This is a genomic window from Candidatus Nitrotoga fabula (assembly GCF_905221025.1).
Taxonomy (GTDB): Bacteria; Pseudomonadota; Gammaproteobacteria; order Burkholderiales; family Gallionellaceae; genus Nitrotoga; species Nitrotoga fabula.
This window is the reverse complement of sequence record NZ_CAJNBL010000007.1, coordinates 39,955-55,476: the sequence shown is the minus strand read 5'-3', so window position 1 is coordinate 55,476 and position 15,522 is coordinate 39,955. Positions and strand designations below refer to the sequence as shown.

The window sequence follows — 15,522 nt, the reverse complement described above, 5'->3', positions numbered from 1 at the left end:
GTCAGGAAAACGCCCGCTGTGCCAATGTTATATTATGATAAACCAAAAGCGCGTAAGCCATGAAATTCATCAGGCAGGATGCAAAGCGGATGGTAATGCCCGGGTAAATTATTTTTGATGAAAGCTCCTGCCGCGTCCCTCTCGCACCCCAAATATCGCCCGGATATCGATGGCTTGCGTGCCATCGCTGTGCTATCCGTTGTTGGTTTCCACGCTTTTCCTGAATGGGTGAACGGTGGATTCATCGGTGTGGACATCTTTTTTGTCATCTCGGGATTTCTCATTCCACTATCCTGTTCGCGAACCTGGAGAACGGGACTTTTCGCTTTGCGGAATTTTACGCGCGACGCATCCGGCGCATTTTTCCAGCGCTGATTCTGGTGCTGATGGCCTGTTTCGTTTTTGGCTGGCTGGTGTTGCTGGCGGATGAATACAAACAGCTAGGCAAGCATATCGCCGGAGGGGCAGGCTTTGTATCCAACTTCCTGTACTGGAACGAGGCGGGATATTTTGACAGCGCTGCAGAAACCAAGCCCTTGCTGCATTTGTGGAGTTTGGGCATCGAGGAGCAGTTTTACATAGTCTGGCCTTTGATGTTATGGGCAGCATGGAAGAAAAAATTCAACCTGTTCTATATTGCGGCGTTCCTGGGCGGCATATCGCTTTATTTCAATATGCAGGGGGCAGGCAAGGATGCCGTTGCGGCCTTCTATTCGCCGCAAACCCGTTTCTGGGAATTGCTGTGCGGAAGCCTGCTGGCATGGTTGACGCTCCATAACCCCAGTGCCTACGCTAACGCAAAGAGCCGGCTTGATGCCGGATTCACCAGGGTTTTTTCCAGGCATGCATCCGGGGCGAACGGCAGTACTCTGAACAACGTGCAGTCCCTGCTGGGTTCCCTGTTGCTGGCCTTTGGGTTTTGGCGGATTACCAAAGAAATTGCCTTCCCGGGCGGGTGGGCATTGCTGCCCACATTGGGCGCGACGTTTATCATTGCCGCGGGCGCACAGGCCTGGATCAATCGGACAATCCTGTCCAGCCGCATGCTGGTATGGTTTGGCCTGATCAGTTTTCCACTGTATCTATGGCATTGGCCCCTGCTGTCGTTTGCACGCATTCTGGAAAGCGAAACTCCGGACAGGAATATCCGCATTGCAGCGGTTGTTCTGGCTGTGGCGCTGGCGTGGCTCACATACCGTGCAGTTGAGAAACCCTTGCGTTTCGGGAAGCATGCCCAGGCAAAAACCATTGCACTGGTCGTGCTGATGTTCGGGATTGCCTGCGCCGGATATATCACCTATCTAAGAGATGGGCTGTTATTCAGAAAAATCATATCATCCCAGCAGAATACTTTGGTCCGCCAGTTATCCGAAATTACAGACGTATGGAAACATTATGACTCTAACTGGCGTTGGGGTAAATGCCTTTCTCCTCCCAACACTACAGCTATTCAACAGAAAATTCGTGATTGCGTAGATTCGCATAGGCCTTTAGTTTTTTTATGGGGGGACTCTTACGCGGCTGCACTTTACCCAGGGCTGTTGAAATTACAGAAAGATCAAGCCAATTCTTTTGGAATTGCTCAATTCACCAACACTGATGCGCCGCCTTTCTTTGACAAAAACAAGAAAGTCACATCCCCAGATACTCAATCTTTATATGATATAAATAGTGAAAAATTGCACATTTTATCCAGAATCCAGCCGTCTATAGTTCTATTGACATGTATGTATAACGGCAAAAATGGTATAAAAAATCAAACACAATTACTTGCTGCACTGGTTTCCACGCATAACCGAATTAAAAGTGTGGCGCCAGATACCACCGTTATTTTTATTGGCCCTGTACCACATTGGAAAGGAGATTGGCAAGGTTCACTGAAAGATGCCATTATTGAGTATGCAAAATCTCACAGAGGTCGGCCACCTCCAGCGTATACCAACTATAGCTTAAGAAAAATGCCAAAAGAATTGGATTCTTTTTTAAAGAATGAGCTGGCCAAGCTGAATATTCAGTATGTTTCTGCTTATGATGCCCTGTGTAGAGAGGATGGGTGCCTGACCAGGGTGGGCGATACATCACGCGAATTAACAGCGATTGACTGGGGACACCTGACTGCTGCAGGATCAGAATTCCTGATCAATCAAATCCGGAACGATATTCTGGAAAAACTAAAAAAACACTGAGATTCATTTGTCTCATTTGAATAAGAGTGCGTTTGCCCGGTATGTTGCGCATGCCAGGAATGGCGCGATCTGCAATGGCGGGAGTGCCAGAACAGGTGTGAAAAAACAGAAAATGCCTGATGCAGCGGATCGATGGTTTTCGTCAGTACTTGATCTTCATTCTAGAAATGCCGCCGGTATCGATTGATCGGTTCCTCAAAATAACGCCAGGACATTGCTGCAAGTGCTGTCGATATCAATATCATCGTCATTGCAGTGCCTATATCCGTCCATGCATTGGTCATGGAAAACAAGGTCTTCAATCTTGGTTCAAGTAAATATTGAACTGCCAAATGGAAGACATAAATTCCATAGCTGATTTTTCCAATACTTATCCAAGTTTTGTTTTGGAGAATTTTCCAGGGGGCACCCTCTGCTCCTTCAGCTGCACGGAGGACAACCCAGGAAGAGAAAATTGCGAGTAACGTTGGCCCTGTATGCGTCAGGATTTCTGATGATCCGAAAATGTGCCCACCAAATGCCGCAATCGTTACTCCTGACCATGCGCAAATTTTGAACCACCAGTCGTTGCTGGATATTTTTCCATGATGCGACAAAAGAGCCAGGAGGGCTCCCAGCATGAGTGCATCCAATGAATATGGGGGGAGTACCCACATGGCAATTTCGGGCACACCCAGGACGGGACATAGGAAGCGGTAGGCCAAAACAGCCGGCACGGCCATCAGAATGGAGGTGAATATTGTTTTTTTCGGCAGGAAAAGCATGACCAAAGGCCATACCAGATAGAACTGGAATTCGACAGCCAGCGACCAGAAATGCGCCACGTATTCTTGCCAGCTATTCGTGATTGCGAAATGAATGTTAGACAGATAGAGAATGTGCCACCAGAATGTTTCCCTTGCGTTGGGCACATTGAAGGCGTACATGAGTAATAGCGCCAGATAAAAAACCGGGGCCAGGCGCAGGAAGCGTTTGATATAGAATTTTTTATGACTCGCCATCGCTCCCTTGCGGATACTGGACAGGATTCCCGCTTGTGCAGCAGGATTTGCGTCATCAGGAAACCACTGATAATAAAGAATACCCGCACTGCCCATCCACCCCAGTGTATTGAGAGAATCCAGTACGGTTTGGGAAGGTAATGGGTGTACATGACAGCAAGTACTAAGATAGCTCGAAGTCCATCCAGCTGTGGCATGTAGGGGGGAGATTTGAAAATGCCAGCTCCTTAATTTCCGGGGCGGATATTTACCATTGCCCCTGTAATAAGATCAAGATACCGGTACGGTCGAGGGAAATTCACTTGGTTCCCTCGGGAAATAAAAAACCCGCAGCGTGTTCATGCATGCGGGTCGCCGGTTACTGGTGGTGATAGGTGGATTTGAACCACCGACCTCAGCGTTATGAGTGCTGCGCTCTAACCACCTGAGCTATATCACCTGAAATTTCTTCCTGAAATCGCCCAATTTCCTGGGCGCCCAAGAATAATCAAATATTTTCCAGATTTTACCGTCGCTTGTCAATGGCACGGCTGGCTGCAATCAGTGCAGGTGCCGGTTCAGGCCGGATTCATACCGATTGAAGTCAAATGGAGGATGGAGCCGGAAAGATTGGATACCATCCCATGATCGCGGTTTTCCCTGGGAATAGGTGATTGCTTGCGCGGATTCATACAGGCTTGCTGCGGAGGGGGCTGGTTTTTATCTGCCACCTGCAAGGTTGGCTAAATCGGTCTGCTACGAGAAACATTCAGCGGCTTATTCTGCAGATGCTTCCTGGTGTTTCAGATCGCCCATGATGGCCGTTTTTATTCCCTGTGCATGAAGGCGGTTCAACGCCTTGCGCGCTGAATTGCTGCTCTGGAATACCCCCAGCGAAATCGCGTTTTTCCACGGACCGGGTTTCTGCACAGTGTAAAAGTTTCGGATATTGCGTTTTTTGAGTTCGGCAATGGTTTTGTCCAGTTTTGCCCGGGTGGGCGCTGGGGGGATGTATACCCAATATCGAACCGGATTTTCAGCTGGCTGCTGAAGCAGTTGGTCTGCCAGTTTTAATGTAGTCAAGGCGGGCGGTTGCTCTGCAGGCCGGGTAATGGCGGCCTTGCCACATTCCGGGCAGGCTCCCGTTTTTTCCGGCATGGTTTGTGCCGCAGGCGGAACCGGGGAAGGCAAGGGGTCGGCCGGTGGCGGGGGAAGAGCATCCAGCAAGCGGATTTTATCCGTGTTCAGCCCTGCTGGGCGTGCATGGTTTTTGTGCTGATCTGTCCAGGGGTCTCCCCATTGAATCAATGCAGCAAAAGCCAGGCTAATCAGAACAAGTACCCCAAATAGCCACTTCATGAGCAAACCGCTTTCTATCAATGACTGTTGCAATGTGCAGGCATCTTGCAAAAAGGCATCCCACTTGTCCAACAGTTCAGGTTCATTCTTCAGGAATTATTTTCTTGGCTGATCAAGTATAAACCGCGCAATACCAGATTATCCACCCGTGAGAATGGCAACCGGAGGTGCGGCTGGATGGTATCCGCCGCGCCGCCACTCAGCAGGCAGCGCACATTTCCAGCTGCAGCCAGTGCATGTTGCTGCAACTGGATGGCTCCAATCGTTGCCTGTACTGAGCCACTGAAAATGGCATCGGCCGTATTGAGGGGGAATTCGCGCCATATCCCGGTTGCCCGTGGCAGTTGGGAGGTACCTGCGGCCAGGCTGTTCTGCATTAAATTTACCCCGGGAAGGATCAGGCCGCCCAGAAATTCTCCTGTGGCAGACAGTGCATCCACGGTCGTTGCGGTGCCGCAATTCACCACCAGACAGGGTGCTCGTTCCTGGTGCCAGGCCGCGATCAGTGCGGCCCAACGGTCGCTGCCCAGCTGGTCAGGGTGCGCATAGCCGTTACGTACACCGCATTGCACGGGTTGAGCGGTGATGAACTCGGCCTGGCAAGGCCAGGAAATGCAGGCTGCGCACAACCGTTGCGCCATATCTTCGCCAGCCACATTGGATATGAATATCCTGTCTGGAGGCGGCAGATCTGCGAATGCAACAGGTAATGCGGATATTTCCCTGTTGTCCAGCACGCCGTGGTGCGACCAGAGGTTTTCTTTTACCGTGGCCCACTTGATTCGGCTATTTCCGGCATCAATCAGCAATAATCTCATCATGCGCGCAAGCCGATTTCCCCTGAATGCAATGTCTGTATCCCGTCTGACGTTTCCAGAATCAGTGCTCCCTCGTCGTTTACCCCCCGGGTAATACCGGTCCGGGTGCTGCCATCCGGTAACAGCAGGCGTACCTTCTGGTCATGGAAAGCATGATGATGCTCCCACTCTTCGCGCAGCACGGGAAAACCGCCTTCGCCGAACCCGGAAAGAATGCTCCGCAACTCACGTAAAATACAAGCAAACAGGCAGTTGCGTTCCGGCACAGGGATGGGTGGCGGGCATGGAAATAGGTCGGCCAGGCTGGATACCGGCTGATTTATTCTGGGCAGAATCTGCGCTGGCAAGGACAGGTTGAGGCCGATGCCTATGACAATCGCACTGGGTCCCAGCATGTCACCCTGTGCCTCGATCAGGATGCCGGCCAGTTTTTCGTTGTTCCTGCCCACGACATCATTCGGCCATTTCAGCCGTGCAGCTGTCATTCCAAGCGAATGCAGGGCACGGATCAGCGCCACTCCAACCGCCAGGCTCAATCCGGACAGCGCCGATACCCCCAGATCGAAACGCCACAGGAGCGAGAAGGTCAGTGCGTTGCCGAGGCCACTATGCCATGCGCGGTCAAATCTCCCTCGCCCATTGCTTTGCCATTCCACCGCCAGCACCGTCCCGCAGGGGGCGCCAAGCTGTGCACGTTGCAGCAGCAGTGTGTTGCTGGACGGAAGGCTGTCGAAAATTTCAATTCGAAATGGATCCAACTGTGCGCCAAGATGCAGGGAAATCAATGCAATATCGAGCCATTGTGGCGGATGGATCAGGCAGTATCCGCGGCCAGGCACGCTATGTAATGTCAGGCCATAATTTTCCATCCCCTGGAGGGCATTGTTTACACTGGCCCGCGATACACCCAGGCGTTGCGCCAGCATTTCCCCGGAGTGATATTGTTCATCCGTCAGCAGACGCAACAGCGCAAATGTAAGCGGCTTCATTCCGGTTCGGGGCGGGTGTCCATGCCAGGTATTTTCATGGTTGCAGGCTTTCCGCAGGTTGCTTCTGCTGGTTTAAAAACATCAGTATTTCTTGCTTCTGGCGGAGCGCATCCTGATATCCCAAGTCGATTAATGCATTACAAAAATTTTTTTCGAATAACAGGTAGCTCATCAGGTTTGCCCCGCTATGGCGCATGGCACCGATCCCGCGTAGCAGAAACCGGATCGCCCAGGGTAAATTCCCGGAGTAAAGCTGGGCAATTTTCTCGATCGCCTGGCTGGGTTTGATGACCAGGACTTCTATATGGCGCAAGCTGGTGTGCTGCCTGGCATCCTCAGGTAATATGCCTATTGTGTGGTTGATGCGGCGTATGCGCTCCAGATCTCCTTTCATGCCATCGAGAAAAATGCTATCCATCACGTGACCGGAAATTTTTGCAAGAGAAGGGTAGTCAGCGATATCGCCGGAGTGGGATTGCTCATTTTCCTTATGCTCCAGGCTGATCACCAGCACGCGGGTAGCGCCAAGATGCAGAGCGGAACTGATTGGAGCTGTCTGGCGCATTGAGCCATCCCCAAAATATTCATGATTCAGCAGGACTGCGGGGAAAATAAATGGAATGGCTGAAGAAGCCAATAAATGTCTGGGTCCGATCGTGGCAGGGATGCCCATGCGGTGTGCGCGTTTCCAGGGCCGGATATCCTCAGCCCCCTGGTAAAAAGTTACCGAGCACCCTGAATCATAGCTCGAGGCGGTGACACTCAGGGCATACAGGTGTCCAGCATCGATATTTTCCTGGATTTTTTCATAGGGCAGCACGGTTTCCAGCATGGCCGCCATCGGTGTATTGTTTAGCAGAGAAACATTGCTTAATCGATCCATGCCCATGCTGCTGGAAATCAGCCCCGCAAACCACAGGGCACTATTTTTGAAAACTCCAACCGGATCGTTCCGATAAATATAGTTGACGTGGGAGTGTTTCCAGATGTCCAGAAGATGTTGCACGCCTTTGCGAAAAGATCGGGCACTCGTTGCCAGCGTGGCAGCATTCAGCGAACCGGATGAAGTTCCGCAGATAATGGGAAAGGGATTGTGGGCATGGCGCGGCAAAAATTCGGCAATCGCCTTGAGCACACCCACCTGATAGGCGACTCGCGCACCTCCTCCGGTCAGAATCAGGCCAAGTTTTTCAGGGGGGCTCATTTGACCGAATGCGTCCGGGATTTACCTGTCTCCGGATTCAATCTCGGCATGCACCATATCCAGTGCATCTTTCAGGGTTTCCTCAGGCAGGTCATTCACATATTTTGAAAGCATTTCGGCCGCTTCAGCTGCTTCCGGAGGCAGACTGAGGGCATCGGTATTGGCTACCAGAACAGCGGCCGCCCCTGCCACCTGCAGCAGGCTGGTACGCTCATTCATCAATATTTCCAGTTCTTCACGAAGCATGGAGGCTTCCTGAGTGTTTAATCTGTCCGACATGTGGCCTCCTTAAAGGGTAAGTGCCAGCCTTTTTGCCAGCGGAGCATGCAAAGCCCGGAAATTCCCTGACGGGAAACTTTCTGTTACCAGAATTGTGAAAATTATACCTGACCCTTACCGGTTTCCCGGTTTTCTTTCACAGGCAGCCTTTTCCTGAAGGAAGGCATGGTTCAGGGTGATAGGGTGGCCCAGAATTTTTCCAGCCTTTTTACCGATACAATCACGGGTGTCTTCAATTCCTGGGCAAACAGCGATACTCTCAATTCCTGTAACAGCCAGCCAAACTCTTCCATACGCGGATTCTGATGGTCCTTCCGTGAACCCGATTTGCGTTGCCAGGCCTGCTGCAGGGGTTGTATTTGCGCAAGCAGGCGAGCATCACGCGCGGCATCGGCCCGTAGTTTGTCCAGCCGCAGGCTGATTGCCTTGAGGTAGCGAGGGATGTGCTGTAAACGCTCGTAAGGAGTGTTTGCGATAAACTCCTTGTGCAGCAGCCATTCGCACTGCGTGCGGATATCCTGGGTGGCTTGCGTGTGTGATTTCGTCGTCAGCATTTTTTTATGCACAAGCTGATATTCCTCAAGGATGGTCCTGACTAACCGTGCGATTTCCTGTGCGATCAGCGGTAACCGGCTTTTGGCCTCGCTGCAGCGGGAAGAAAATTCGGTTTCATTGGTTGGCCATGGGGTATCCAGACAGCTGCGATTAAAAGCTGCTGTCAAAATCTGCTGCCGGAGTTCCTGGAGGTTTCCAATGGGCAAAAACTGTAGTGCCATGGCCTGTAAACCGAGATTTTTTTCCAGGAATTTAATCTGCTCCTTGAGTGCCAGCATGAACAAGCGCCGCAATCCGGCGCAATGGGCGGTCAGTGCTTCGTCGCGTGTATCGAATGCCCGCAAGGATACGGCGTCGCCTTCATCCACCAGCGCATTGAATAGCGTAACTGTTTGTCCGGCACGGGGTATTTCTGTTGTTTCTATAAATTCACCAAGGCCATTTTCTTTCGGGTCCCAGCGGGTGAATCGCCTCATTTCCTGGCCGGTGCCGGAATTCTGCTTGGCGACTGCCGCGACTTTGGGGGCAAGCTCGGCGCGCAGCTGGATAAAATTGCGCGATGCGCCAAGCTGGCGGCCATGTTCGTCGATGACATGGAAATTCATATACAGATGTTCTGGCAACTGTTCCAGCCTGAAGGCATCGGGTGGCACTTCCAGTTGTTTCTGTTCGCGAATGTAGCGTGTCAAGGATGAAAGCAGCGGTACCTCCGAGGGGGGTACGTCACGACAGAACCTTGCGGCGAATTCCGGAACCGGTACCAGATGGCGTCGCAGTTTCTGTGGTAAGGTTTTGATCAATTGCACTACTTTTTCGGCCAGCAGGCCTGGAACGAGATATTCGCAGTATGGAGCGGACACCTGATTGATCAATGCCAGCGGAACCGTGATGTTTATCCCGTCCTCGTTTCTCCCGGGAGAAAAATTATAGGCCAGTGAATAACGGATGTTGTTCATTATCAGGTGCGGCGGGAATTGATCGGTGGTGATACCGGCTGCCTCATGGCGCATCAGGTCGTCACGCCGGAGATACAGCAGGCGCGGACTACCACGTTCCGCTTCTTTGCGCCAGGCCTCGAATGTGATTCCATTGTGTATATGCTGAGGGATGAGGCTGTCGTAAAATGCAAAGATCAATTCCTCATCTACCAGCACGTCAGGCCGACGCGCCTTGTGCTCCAATGCTTCAATTTCTTGGATCAATTGCTGGTTGTGCGCAAAGAAGGGTGCGGGGGTATGCAAGTCCCCGGCTACTAAAGCCTGACGAATAAAGATTTCCCGTGATTCTGCAACATGCATCGGGCCGTAATGCACACGTTTTTTTGGATTGATGACCAGTCCGTACAATGTACTGCGTTCGAATGCAACGACCTGAGCCGCTTTTTTTTCCCAGTGTGGATCAAAATAGTGGCGCTTGATCAAATGCGCTCCCACTTCTTCCAGCCACTCCGGTTCGATGCGCGCCACACAGCGGGCATACAGTCTGGTCGTTTCGGTCAATTCGGCTGCCACAATCCATTTCGGAGGTTTTTTTGCAAGTGCCGAACTGGGGATGATAAAAAATTTTATTTCGCGGGCTCCCTGGTAGTAAGCTTCGCGGTCTACGTTTTTGCAGCCTATATTGCCCAGAAGGCCTGTCAGAAGAGCCTTGTGGATTTGCTCATAGCTGGCGGGCAGTTCATTCAGCCGCATGCCCATTTCTGCGACCTGGACATGCAGCTGATGGTAGAGTTCGTGCCACTCGCGCAGGCGGATGGGCGACAAAAATTTTTCGCGGCACTCAGTTGCCCAGATACGGTTGGATTTTTTATGTTTTACCGCTTTCTGGAACCATGCCCACAAATTTACATAGGCCAGAAAATCGGAGCGTTCGTCATGAAAACGAAGGTGCGCCTCGTCTGCGGCTTTGCGCCATTCGGAGGGGCGATCTCGTGGGTCCTGCAGGGACAGGGCGCTGGCAATGATGAGGATTTCCTGCAGGCATTGATATTTTTTTCCGGCCAGCAGCAGGCGGGAAATTCTTGGGTCGAGCGGCAGTTTTGCAAGTTCTCGTCCCAGGGGGGTTAGCTGCCGTTTTTCGTTGATCGCATTCAATTGCGTCAGTAACTGGTAGCCGTCGGCAATGGATCGTGATCCGGGCGGCTCGATGAAGGGAAACTGCTCGACCGGTCCCAGCCCCAGCGAGCTCATGCGTAAAATTACGGTTGCCAAGGAGACACGGAAGATTTCGGCATCGGTATATTCTGCCCGCGAGAGGAAATCCGCCTCGTCATACAGGCGGATGCAAATCCCGTTCATGACCCTTCCGCAGCGCCCGGCGCGCTGGTTGGCTGCGGCACGCGCAATTTTCTCGATATGCAACTGCTCGATTTTCTGGCGTATGCTGTACCGGTTGATGCGGGCCAGCCCGCTGTCGATCACGTAGCCTATGTTGGGTACCGTCAGGGAGGTTTCAGCAACGTTGGTGGCCAGAACGATCCGGCGTTTGCCGGACGGCCTGAATACGCGATCCTGTTCTGCAGCCGACATGCGTGAGAACAGTGTCAGGATTTCCACTCCGGCAGGATGATGCTTACGCAAGGTTTCTGCGGTTTCGCGGATTTCCCGTTCCCCCGGCAGGAATGCCAGAATGTCACCGCGCAAGCCCTCTGCTGCCAGTTCATCAAGGGCGGCGCTGACCGCCTCTGGAATATCCTGCATTTCGCCTTCTGCATTTTCTTGCAATGGGCGGTGTCGTATTTCGACCGGATAGCTCCGGCCAGTGACCGATATGCTCGGGGCGTCGCCAAAATGGCGTGAGAAGCGTTCCGCATCCAGCGTGGCAGAAGTGATGATGAGCTTCAGGTCGCGACGGCGGGGTAACAGTTGTTTGAAGTATCCCAACAGGAAATCGATGTTCAGGCTACGCTCATGCGCTTCATCAATAATGATGGTGTCGTATTTTTTTAGCAGTCGGTCATTCTGAATTTCAGCCAGAAGAATGCCGTCGGTCATTAATTTAATGCTGGTTTCTGCGGATACCTTATCGTTGAATCGTACCTTGTAGCCTACCAGTCCTCCCAACCCGGTTTTCAGTTCCTGTGCAATCCGGGCAGCCACTGACCGGGCCGCGACGCGGCGTGGCTGGGTGTGTGCGATCATGCCCTCCACACCTCTCCCCAGGTTCAGGCAAATTTTAGGGAGCTGTGTGGTTTTACCGGAACCTGTTTCTCCGCAGACGATGACCACCTGATTGGCCGCTATGGTTTTTTCCAGTTTCTCCCGTTGCAATACCACTGGCAGATCGGGCGGGAATTCGATTGGGGTGAGATGTTTGATACGTGCTGCGCGCAGCGCCGGGAGAGATTCTGTGTGAATGGTGTGGGACAGGGGAGCAGTCATTGTTTGAGATTGTACCCCAATCCTGTATGGCAGAAGAAATCACGCACCCAGAATGCGCTGGCAGCTGCGAGAATACAGGTTTCATCCAGCTTGTTCAGGTTTGTATTCTGGGCCAGAAGGGCAAGGGATGTCTGCCTGGAACAAGAGAGTGCCGGGACATCGGTATTTTGCGCCCGGTTACGGGGCGAGCCAAAGACTTGCTGGCCCCGGGTGTAATGCGTGTTTGCCTGTAGCCATCGGTCATTGCCCCGCTACCGTCATGTGTTCAATTAAAATGGAACCGCACTGCCTGGATCCTTGCACCAGCACATCATTGCCTACAGCAGCAATATGGGTATACATGTCTTTCAGGTTGCCGGCGATGGTGATTTCTTCAACCGGATACTGGATTTCCCCGTTTTCCACCCAGAAACCTGCAGCGCCACGTGAATAATCTCCGGTGATATGATTTACACCCTGCCCAAGCAGTTCCGTGACAAGTAGTCCGCGTCCCATTTGTGTGAGCAATCCTTTGAAATCCAGCTTGCCCGGGCGAAGGATGAGGTTGTGATTGCCGCCGGCATTACCGGTTGTCTTCATACCCAGTTTCCGCGCGGAATAGGTACCCAGAAAATAGCCCTGCAGGATGCCATCCTGAACGATGGAGCGGCGCAGCGTTTTGACACCTTCGTTGTCGAAGGGGCTGCTCGCCAGACCGCGGGCAATATCCGGAATGTCATCAATGCAGATATTTGATGAGAATACCGGTTTGCCCAGTTGGTCAAGCAGGAATGAGGATCTTCGATAGAGACTGCTACCGCTCACTGCACCGACAAAATGGCCGAGCAGGCTGGTGGCCACAGGGGCTTCGAACAGCACGGGAACTTGCATGGTACCGAGTTTCTGCGCATTCAGTCTGCGCACGGTACGTTCTGCGGCGATCTGCCCGATTTTTTCTGCTTCCAGCAGGTCATTTGCGGCACGCGCTTCGCTATACCAGTAATCCCGCTGCATGGAGTGATCCTTGCCGGCGATGACCGCACAGCTGATGCTGTGGCGAGAAGTGGGGTAGCCGCCAATAAAACCCAGGCTGTTGGCATAAATAAACTGGGATTCATGAATGTTTACCGTAGCGCCTTCGGAGTTTTCGATACGCTTGTCGGCGCTAAATGCAGCCTGTTCGCAGGTCCTGGCTATCTCGATGGTGTTTTCCAGATCCAGCAACCAGGGATGGTAGAGATCGAGATCAGGGAATTCGTTTGCCAGCATTTCCGGTTCGGGCAGTCCTGCACAGTCATCGCTCGCAGTATGGCGGGCAATGGATAGGGCAGCATTCACGGTGTCGCGTATAGCCTGAGGGGCAAAATCAGAAGTGCTGGCATTGCCTCGACGCTGATCGATGTACACGGTAATTCCAACGCCTTTGTCACGATTATATTCTATAGTTTCGACCTCGCCCTGGCGTACCGTGATGGATTGGCCGAATCCGTCCGATACTTCCGTCGCAGAGGCAGTGGCTCCCTGCTGACGAGCATACTCGATCATTTCTTGGGCAATCTGGCGCAGGGTATCTTCCGGGTGGGAAAAACGTGGTTCGGATAGGGTGGTTACATTCATAAGGTAAACGCTTTCGTTGGAAAGTTATATCATAACAATATCTATTTATTATTTTGTACCTATGTATCGCTACGACTACAAATCTGAAGACACAGACATCACTCTCAGTAAAACCAAGATCAAGAAGCAGATGCATGATTTGCAGGAGATTGGTGAGCAACTGGCAGAACTCGGTGTCGACCAGTTAAAGCAGTTCAATTTGCCTGATAGCTTGCTGGATGCCATCATGGAAATGAAGCGTATTCATAAATTTGGCGCCCGGCGGCGACAAATGCAATATATCGGGAAGCTGATGCGCGAGGTGGAAACCGGCCCGATTGTTGCTCAGCTGGAAGCTTTGCGGGGCAAGTCGGTTCAGCATATTGCCTGGCTTCACCAACTGGAGCGCTGGAGGGATCGCCTGCTGGAAAGCGATTCTGCTTTAACCGAATTGCTTGCCGATCATCCTGCAGCGGATGCGCAAAGGTTGCGGACGCTGATTCGGAATGCGCTCAGGGAAAAGGAACTTGCAAAGCCGCCAAAGAGCTATCGTGAAATTTTCCAGGTGTTGCGTGAGATTTTTCCGGAGAAGCCATCGCAGGAACAGGAGAATTCGGACATGTGACATTGATCATGGATGGAATGCGTATTATCCAGGAATGGAATAGCTTCTGGGCAGGTGGAGTTCAATGCCGTGCCTGTTAAAACCAGAACTGGGTGGGTTCACCTTGCAGATAATTTTTTCGGACGGTTTTTAGATAGTTGGCTAGATGCAGGATAAGATTGTTTTTCTGGATATGGACACCCCTTTCCCGCCAGTGGAGCAGGCTTTGCGCAGCCCCAATGGTTTGCTGGCGGCAGGAGGCTGTCTATCGGTGGAGCGGTTGCTTGATGCTTACCGGCAGGGCATTTTCCCTTGGTTCAATGAAGGGGAGCCCATTCTCTGGTGGAGTCCTGATCCGCGCATGGTGCTGATTCCAGATGAATTTAAGATTTCGCACTCGCTGCGCAAAACTTTGCGCACCAGAAAGTTTGAAATTCGCACAGATAGCGCTTTTGAGGAGGTCATGCTTGCTTGTGCCGCCCCACGTGGCAATCAGACGGGGACATGGATCCATGCAGATATGATTGCTGCCTATATCAGGCTGCATCACTTAGGCATAGCGCATTCCGTGGAGGCCTGGATGAATGGCAATCTGGTGGGTGGGCTGTATGGTATCAGTATCGGCCGCATGTTTTATGGCGAGTCGATGTTTAGTCGCGTTACGGATGCTTCGAAGATTGCTCTTGCCTATCTGACCGCACAATTGCATAACTGGGGTTATGGCATGATCGACTGTCAGATGAATACTCCCCATCTGGCTTCGCTTGGCGCGAGGGAAATTCCGCGGTCGGAGTTTATGCTCCGTTTGCAGGAATTGATACGCTGTTCAGACACCCTTCTGAAATGGAAATTCGAACATGAACCTGTTGCGTGATATTTCGTTGTCGGAACTGCAGCTGAATCTGACGGTCCCGTATCCATGCAGTTATCTGGTGGATCGGGTAGCGCGTTCGCAGGTCGTCATTCCCAGTTTGCTGATTACTCCAACAGTGTATTCGGAATTGGTCCGACAGGGGTTTCGCCGCAGCGGAACGTGGACCTACAGGCCAAGCTGCGATGCTTGTCAAACCTGCATTCCTGTCCGTGTTCAGGTTGCCTCGTTCATGCCTGACCGTACGCAGCGCCGTACCAGGCAGCGCCACATTGGTCTTGAGACATCGATGCATGCATTGCGGGACAAGGAGGAGCATTTTTGTCTGTATCAGCGTTATCAGAGGGAACGCCACCCGGATGGCGGCATGAAAAATGACAACCGAGAACAATACAGGAATTTTTTGCTCCAAAGCCACGTTGATTCCACGCTGGTAGAGTTTCGCGAAAACGGGGTGTTACGTATGGTGAGTATCATTGATATCCTGGATGATGGACTTTCTTCTGTTTATACATTTTATGAACCGAACGTGGCACAAGCCAGCTATGGCACTTACAATGTCCTGTGGCAGATAGCCAAATGCCTTGAACTGCAGCTGGATTATTTGTATCTGGGATACTGGGTAAAAGGGAGTGATAAAATGGCATATAAAGCCAGGTTTCGTCCGCTGCAAGGATTTGTACAGGGAAAGTGGCAGGAGCTTCCCGGTCACAGGGGATGAT

At 52.0% G+C, this 15,522-nt stretch carries 14 protein-coding genes and 1 tRNA gene; 6 read left to right on the top strand and 9 right to left on the bottom strand.

Features of this window, described 5'->3' with window-relative positions; translation table 11 throughout:
* The first annotated feature begins 117 nt into the window (after positions 1 to 117).
* Both KJA68_RS11085 and KJA68_RS02830 read left to right on the top strand, forming a co-directional pair.
* The gene (locus tag KJA68_RS11085; protein ID WP_420887621.1) at positions 118 to 375 is read left to right on the top strand and encodes an acyltransferase family protein; all 258 of its coding nucleotides are present in this window, start codon (positions 118 to 120) and stop codon (positions 373 to 375) included.
* On the top strand, positions 276 to 2,186 hold the full coding sequence (locus KJA68_RS02830) for an acyltransferase family protein (protein ID WP_420887623.1): 1,911 nt from the start codon (positions 276 to 278) through the stop codon (positions 2,184 to 2,186). The genes KJA68_RS11085 and KJA68_RS02830 overlap by 100 nt, the downstream gene beginning before the upstream one ends.
* Positions 2,187 to 2,347: 161 nt before the next feature.
* On the opposite strand, the gene KJA68_RS02825 is transcribed toward KJA68_RS02830, so the two are convergent.
* The 8 genes from KJA68_RS02825 to hrpA form a co-directional block, all read right to left on the bottom strand.
* Positions 2,348 to 3,283 (bottom strand): acyltransferase family protein, encoded by a 936-nt coding sequence (locus tag KJA68_RS02825; protein ID WP_213035414.1) that lies wholly within the window; start codon positions 3,281 to 3,283, stop codon positions 2,348 to 2,350.
* A 266-nt stretch (positions 3,284 to 3,549) separates the two neighbouring features.
* Positions 3,550 to 3,626, bottom strand: a tRNA-Met gene (locus tag KJA68_RS02820).
* Between the two features lie 317 nt (positions 3,627 to 3,943).
* Complete coding sequence (locus tag KJA68_RS02815; protein ID WP_213035413.1) at positions 3,944 to 4,525, bottom strand: SPOR domain-containing protein; 582 nt, start codon at positions 4,523 to 4,525, stop codon at positions 3,944 to 3,946.
* Positions 4,526 to 4,614: 89 nt separating this feature from the next.
* A complete protein-coding gene (locus KJA68_RS02810; protein WP_213035412.1) occupies positions 4,615 to 5,346 on the bottom strand; it encodes a type III pantothenate kinase in 732 nt (243 codons plus the stop codon).
* Positions 5,343 to 6,332 (bottom strand): biotin--[acetyl-CoA-carboxylase] ligase, encoded by a 990-nt coding sequence (locus tag KJA68_RS02805; protein ID WP_213035411.1) that lies wholly within the window; start codon positions 6,330 to 6,332, stop codon positions 5,343 to 5,345. The genes KJA68_RS02810 and KJA68_RS02805 overlap by 4 nt, the downstream gene beginning before the upstream one ends.
* Positions 6,333 to 6,366: 34 nt before the next feature.
* Positions 6,367 to 7,536 carry a patatin-like phospholipase family protein gene (locus tag KJA68_RS02800; protein WP_213035410.1) on the bottom strand — a complete coding sequence of 390 codons (1,170 nt, stop codon included), beginning with the start codon at positions 7,534 to 7,536 and terminating at the stop codon, positions 6,367 to 6,369.
* A 21-nt stretch (positions 7,537 to 7,557) separates the two neighbouring features.
* On the bottom strand, positions 7,558 to 7,815 hold the full coding sequence (locus KJA68_RS02795; RefSeq protein WP_213035409.1) for a hypothetical protein: 258 nt from the start codon (positions 7,813 to 7,815) through the stop codon (positions 7,558 to 7,560).
* A 170-nt stretch (positions 7,816 to 7,985) separates the two neighbouring features.
* Entirely contained in the window at positions 7,986 to 11,750 is a 3,765-nt protein-coding gene (gene hrpA, locus KJA68_RS02790; RefSeq protein ID WP_213035408.1) for an ATP-dependent RNA helicase HrpA, read from the bottom strand.
* On the opposite strand from hrpA, the gene KJA68_RS02785 reads away from it, so the two are divergent.
* Positions 11,750 to 11,983 carry a hypothetical protein gene (locus tag KJA68_RS02785; protein ID WP_213035407.1) on the top strand — a complete coding sequence of 78 codons (234 nt, stop codon included), beginning with the start codon at positions 11,750 to 11,752 and terminating at the stop codon, positions 11,981 to 11,983. The two genes, hrpA and KJA68_RS02785, sit on opposite strands and share 1 nt — an antisense overlap.
* 7 nt (positions 11,984 to 11,990) lie before the next feature.
* Here KJA68_RS02785 and pmbA read toward each other — a convergent pair whose 3' ends face one another.
* The gene (gene pmbA / locus KJA68_RS02780) at positions 11,991 to 13,346 is read right to left on the bottom strand and encodes a metalloprotease PmbA (protein ID WP_213035406.1); all 1,356 of its coding nucleotides are present in this window, start codon (positions 13,344 to 13,346) and stop codon (positions 11,991 to 11,993) included.
* A gap of 16 nt (positions 13,347 to 13,362) precedes the next feature.
* Between pmbA and yjgA the strand changes: the two genes are divergently transcribed.
* The 3 genes from yjgA to KJA68_RS02765 all read left to right on the top strand — a co-directional run bounded on the left by yjgA (position 13,363) and on the right by KJA68_RS02765 (position 15,521).
* Positions 13,363 to 13,950 carry a ribosome biogenesis factor YjgA gene (gene yjgA / locus KJA68_RS02775; RefSeq protein ID WP_246487040.1) on the top strand — a complete coding sequence of 196 codons (588 nt, stop codon included), beginning with the start codon at positions 13,363 to 13,365 and terminating at the stop codon, positions 13,948 to 13,950.
* 145 nt (positions 13,951 to 14,095) lie between these two features.
* Complete coding sequence (gene aat, locus KJA68_RS02770) at positions 14,096 to 14,803, top strand: leucyl/phenylalanyl-tRNA--protein transferase (protein WP_213035405.1); 708 nt, start codon at positions 14,096 to 14,098, stop codon at positions 14,801 to 14,803.
* Positions 14,787 to 15,521: an arginyltransferase gene (locus tag KJA68_RS02765; RefSeq protein WP_213035404.1), complete on the top strand. Its 735-nt coding sequence runs from the start codon at positions 14,787 to 14,789 to the stop codon at positions 15,519 to 15,521. Before aat ends, KJA68_RS02765 begins: the two co-directional genes overlap by 17 nt.
* Position 15,522 lies beyond the last annotated feature (1 nt).

What these genes read in the sequence shown, in the direction of transcription:
- KJA68_RS11085 (WP_420887621.1), top strand. Translation starts at nt 118, where the DNA reads ATGAAAGCTCCTGCCGCGTCCCTCTCGCACCCCAAATATCGCCCGGAT.
- KJA68_RS02825 (WP_213035414.1), bottom strand. Translation starts at nt 3,283, where the DNA reads ATGGGCAGTGCGGGTATTCTTTATTATCAGTGGTTTCCTGATGACGCA.
- KJA68_RS02815 (WP_213035413.1), bottom strand. Translation starts at nt 4,525, where the DNA reads ATGAAGTGGCTATTTGGGGTACTTGTTCTGATTAGCCTGGCTTTTGCT.
- KJA68_RS02810 (WP_213035412.1), bottom strand. Translation starts at nt 5,346, where the DNA reads ATGATGAGATTATTGCTGATTGATGCCGGAAATAGCCGAATCAAGTGG.
- KJA68_RS02805 (WP_213035411.1), bottom strand. Translation starts at nt 6,332, where the DNA reads ATGAAGCCGCTTACATTTGCGCTGTTGCGTCTGCTGACGGATGAACAA.
- KJA68_RS02800 (WP_213035410.1), bottom strand. Translation starts at nt 7,536, where the DNA reads ATGAGCCCCCCTGAAAAACTTGGCCTGATTCTGACCGGAGGAGGTGCG.
- KJA68_RS02795 (WP_213035409.1), bottom strand. Translation starts at nt 7,815, where the DNA reads ATGTCGGACAGATTAAACACTCAGGAAGCCTCCATGCTTCGTGAAGAA.
- hrpA (WP_213035408.1), bottom strand. Translation starts at nt 11,750, where the DNA reads ATGACTGCTCCCCTGTCCCACACCATTCACACAGAATCTCTCCCGGCG.
- pmbA (WP_213035406.1), bottom strand. Translation starts at nt 13,346, where the DNA reads ATGAATGTAACCACCCTATCCGAACCACGTTTTTCCCACCCGGAAGAT.
- aat (WP_213035405.1), top strand. Translation starts at nt 14,096, where the DNA reads ATGCAGGATAAGATTGTTTTTCTGGATATGGACACCCCTTTCCCGCCA.
- KJA68_RS02765 (WP_213035404.1), top strand. Translation starts at nt 14,787, where the DNA reads ATGAACCTGTTGCGTGATATTTCGTTGTCGGAACTGCAGCTGAATCTG.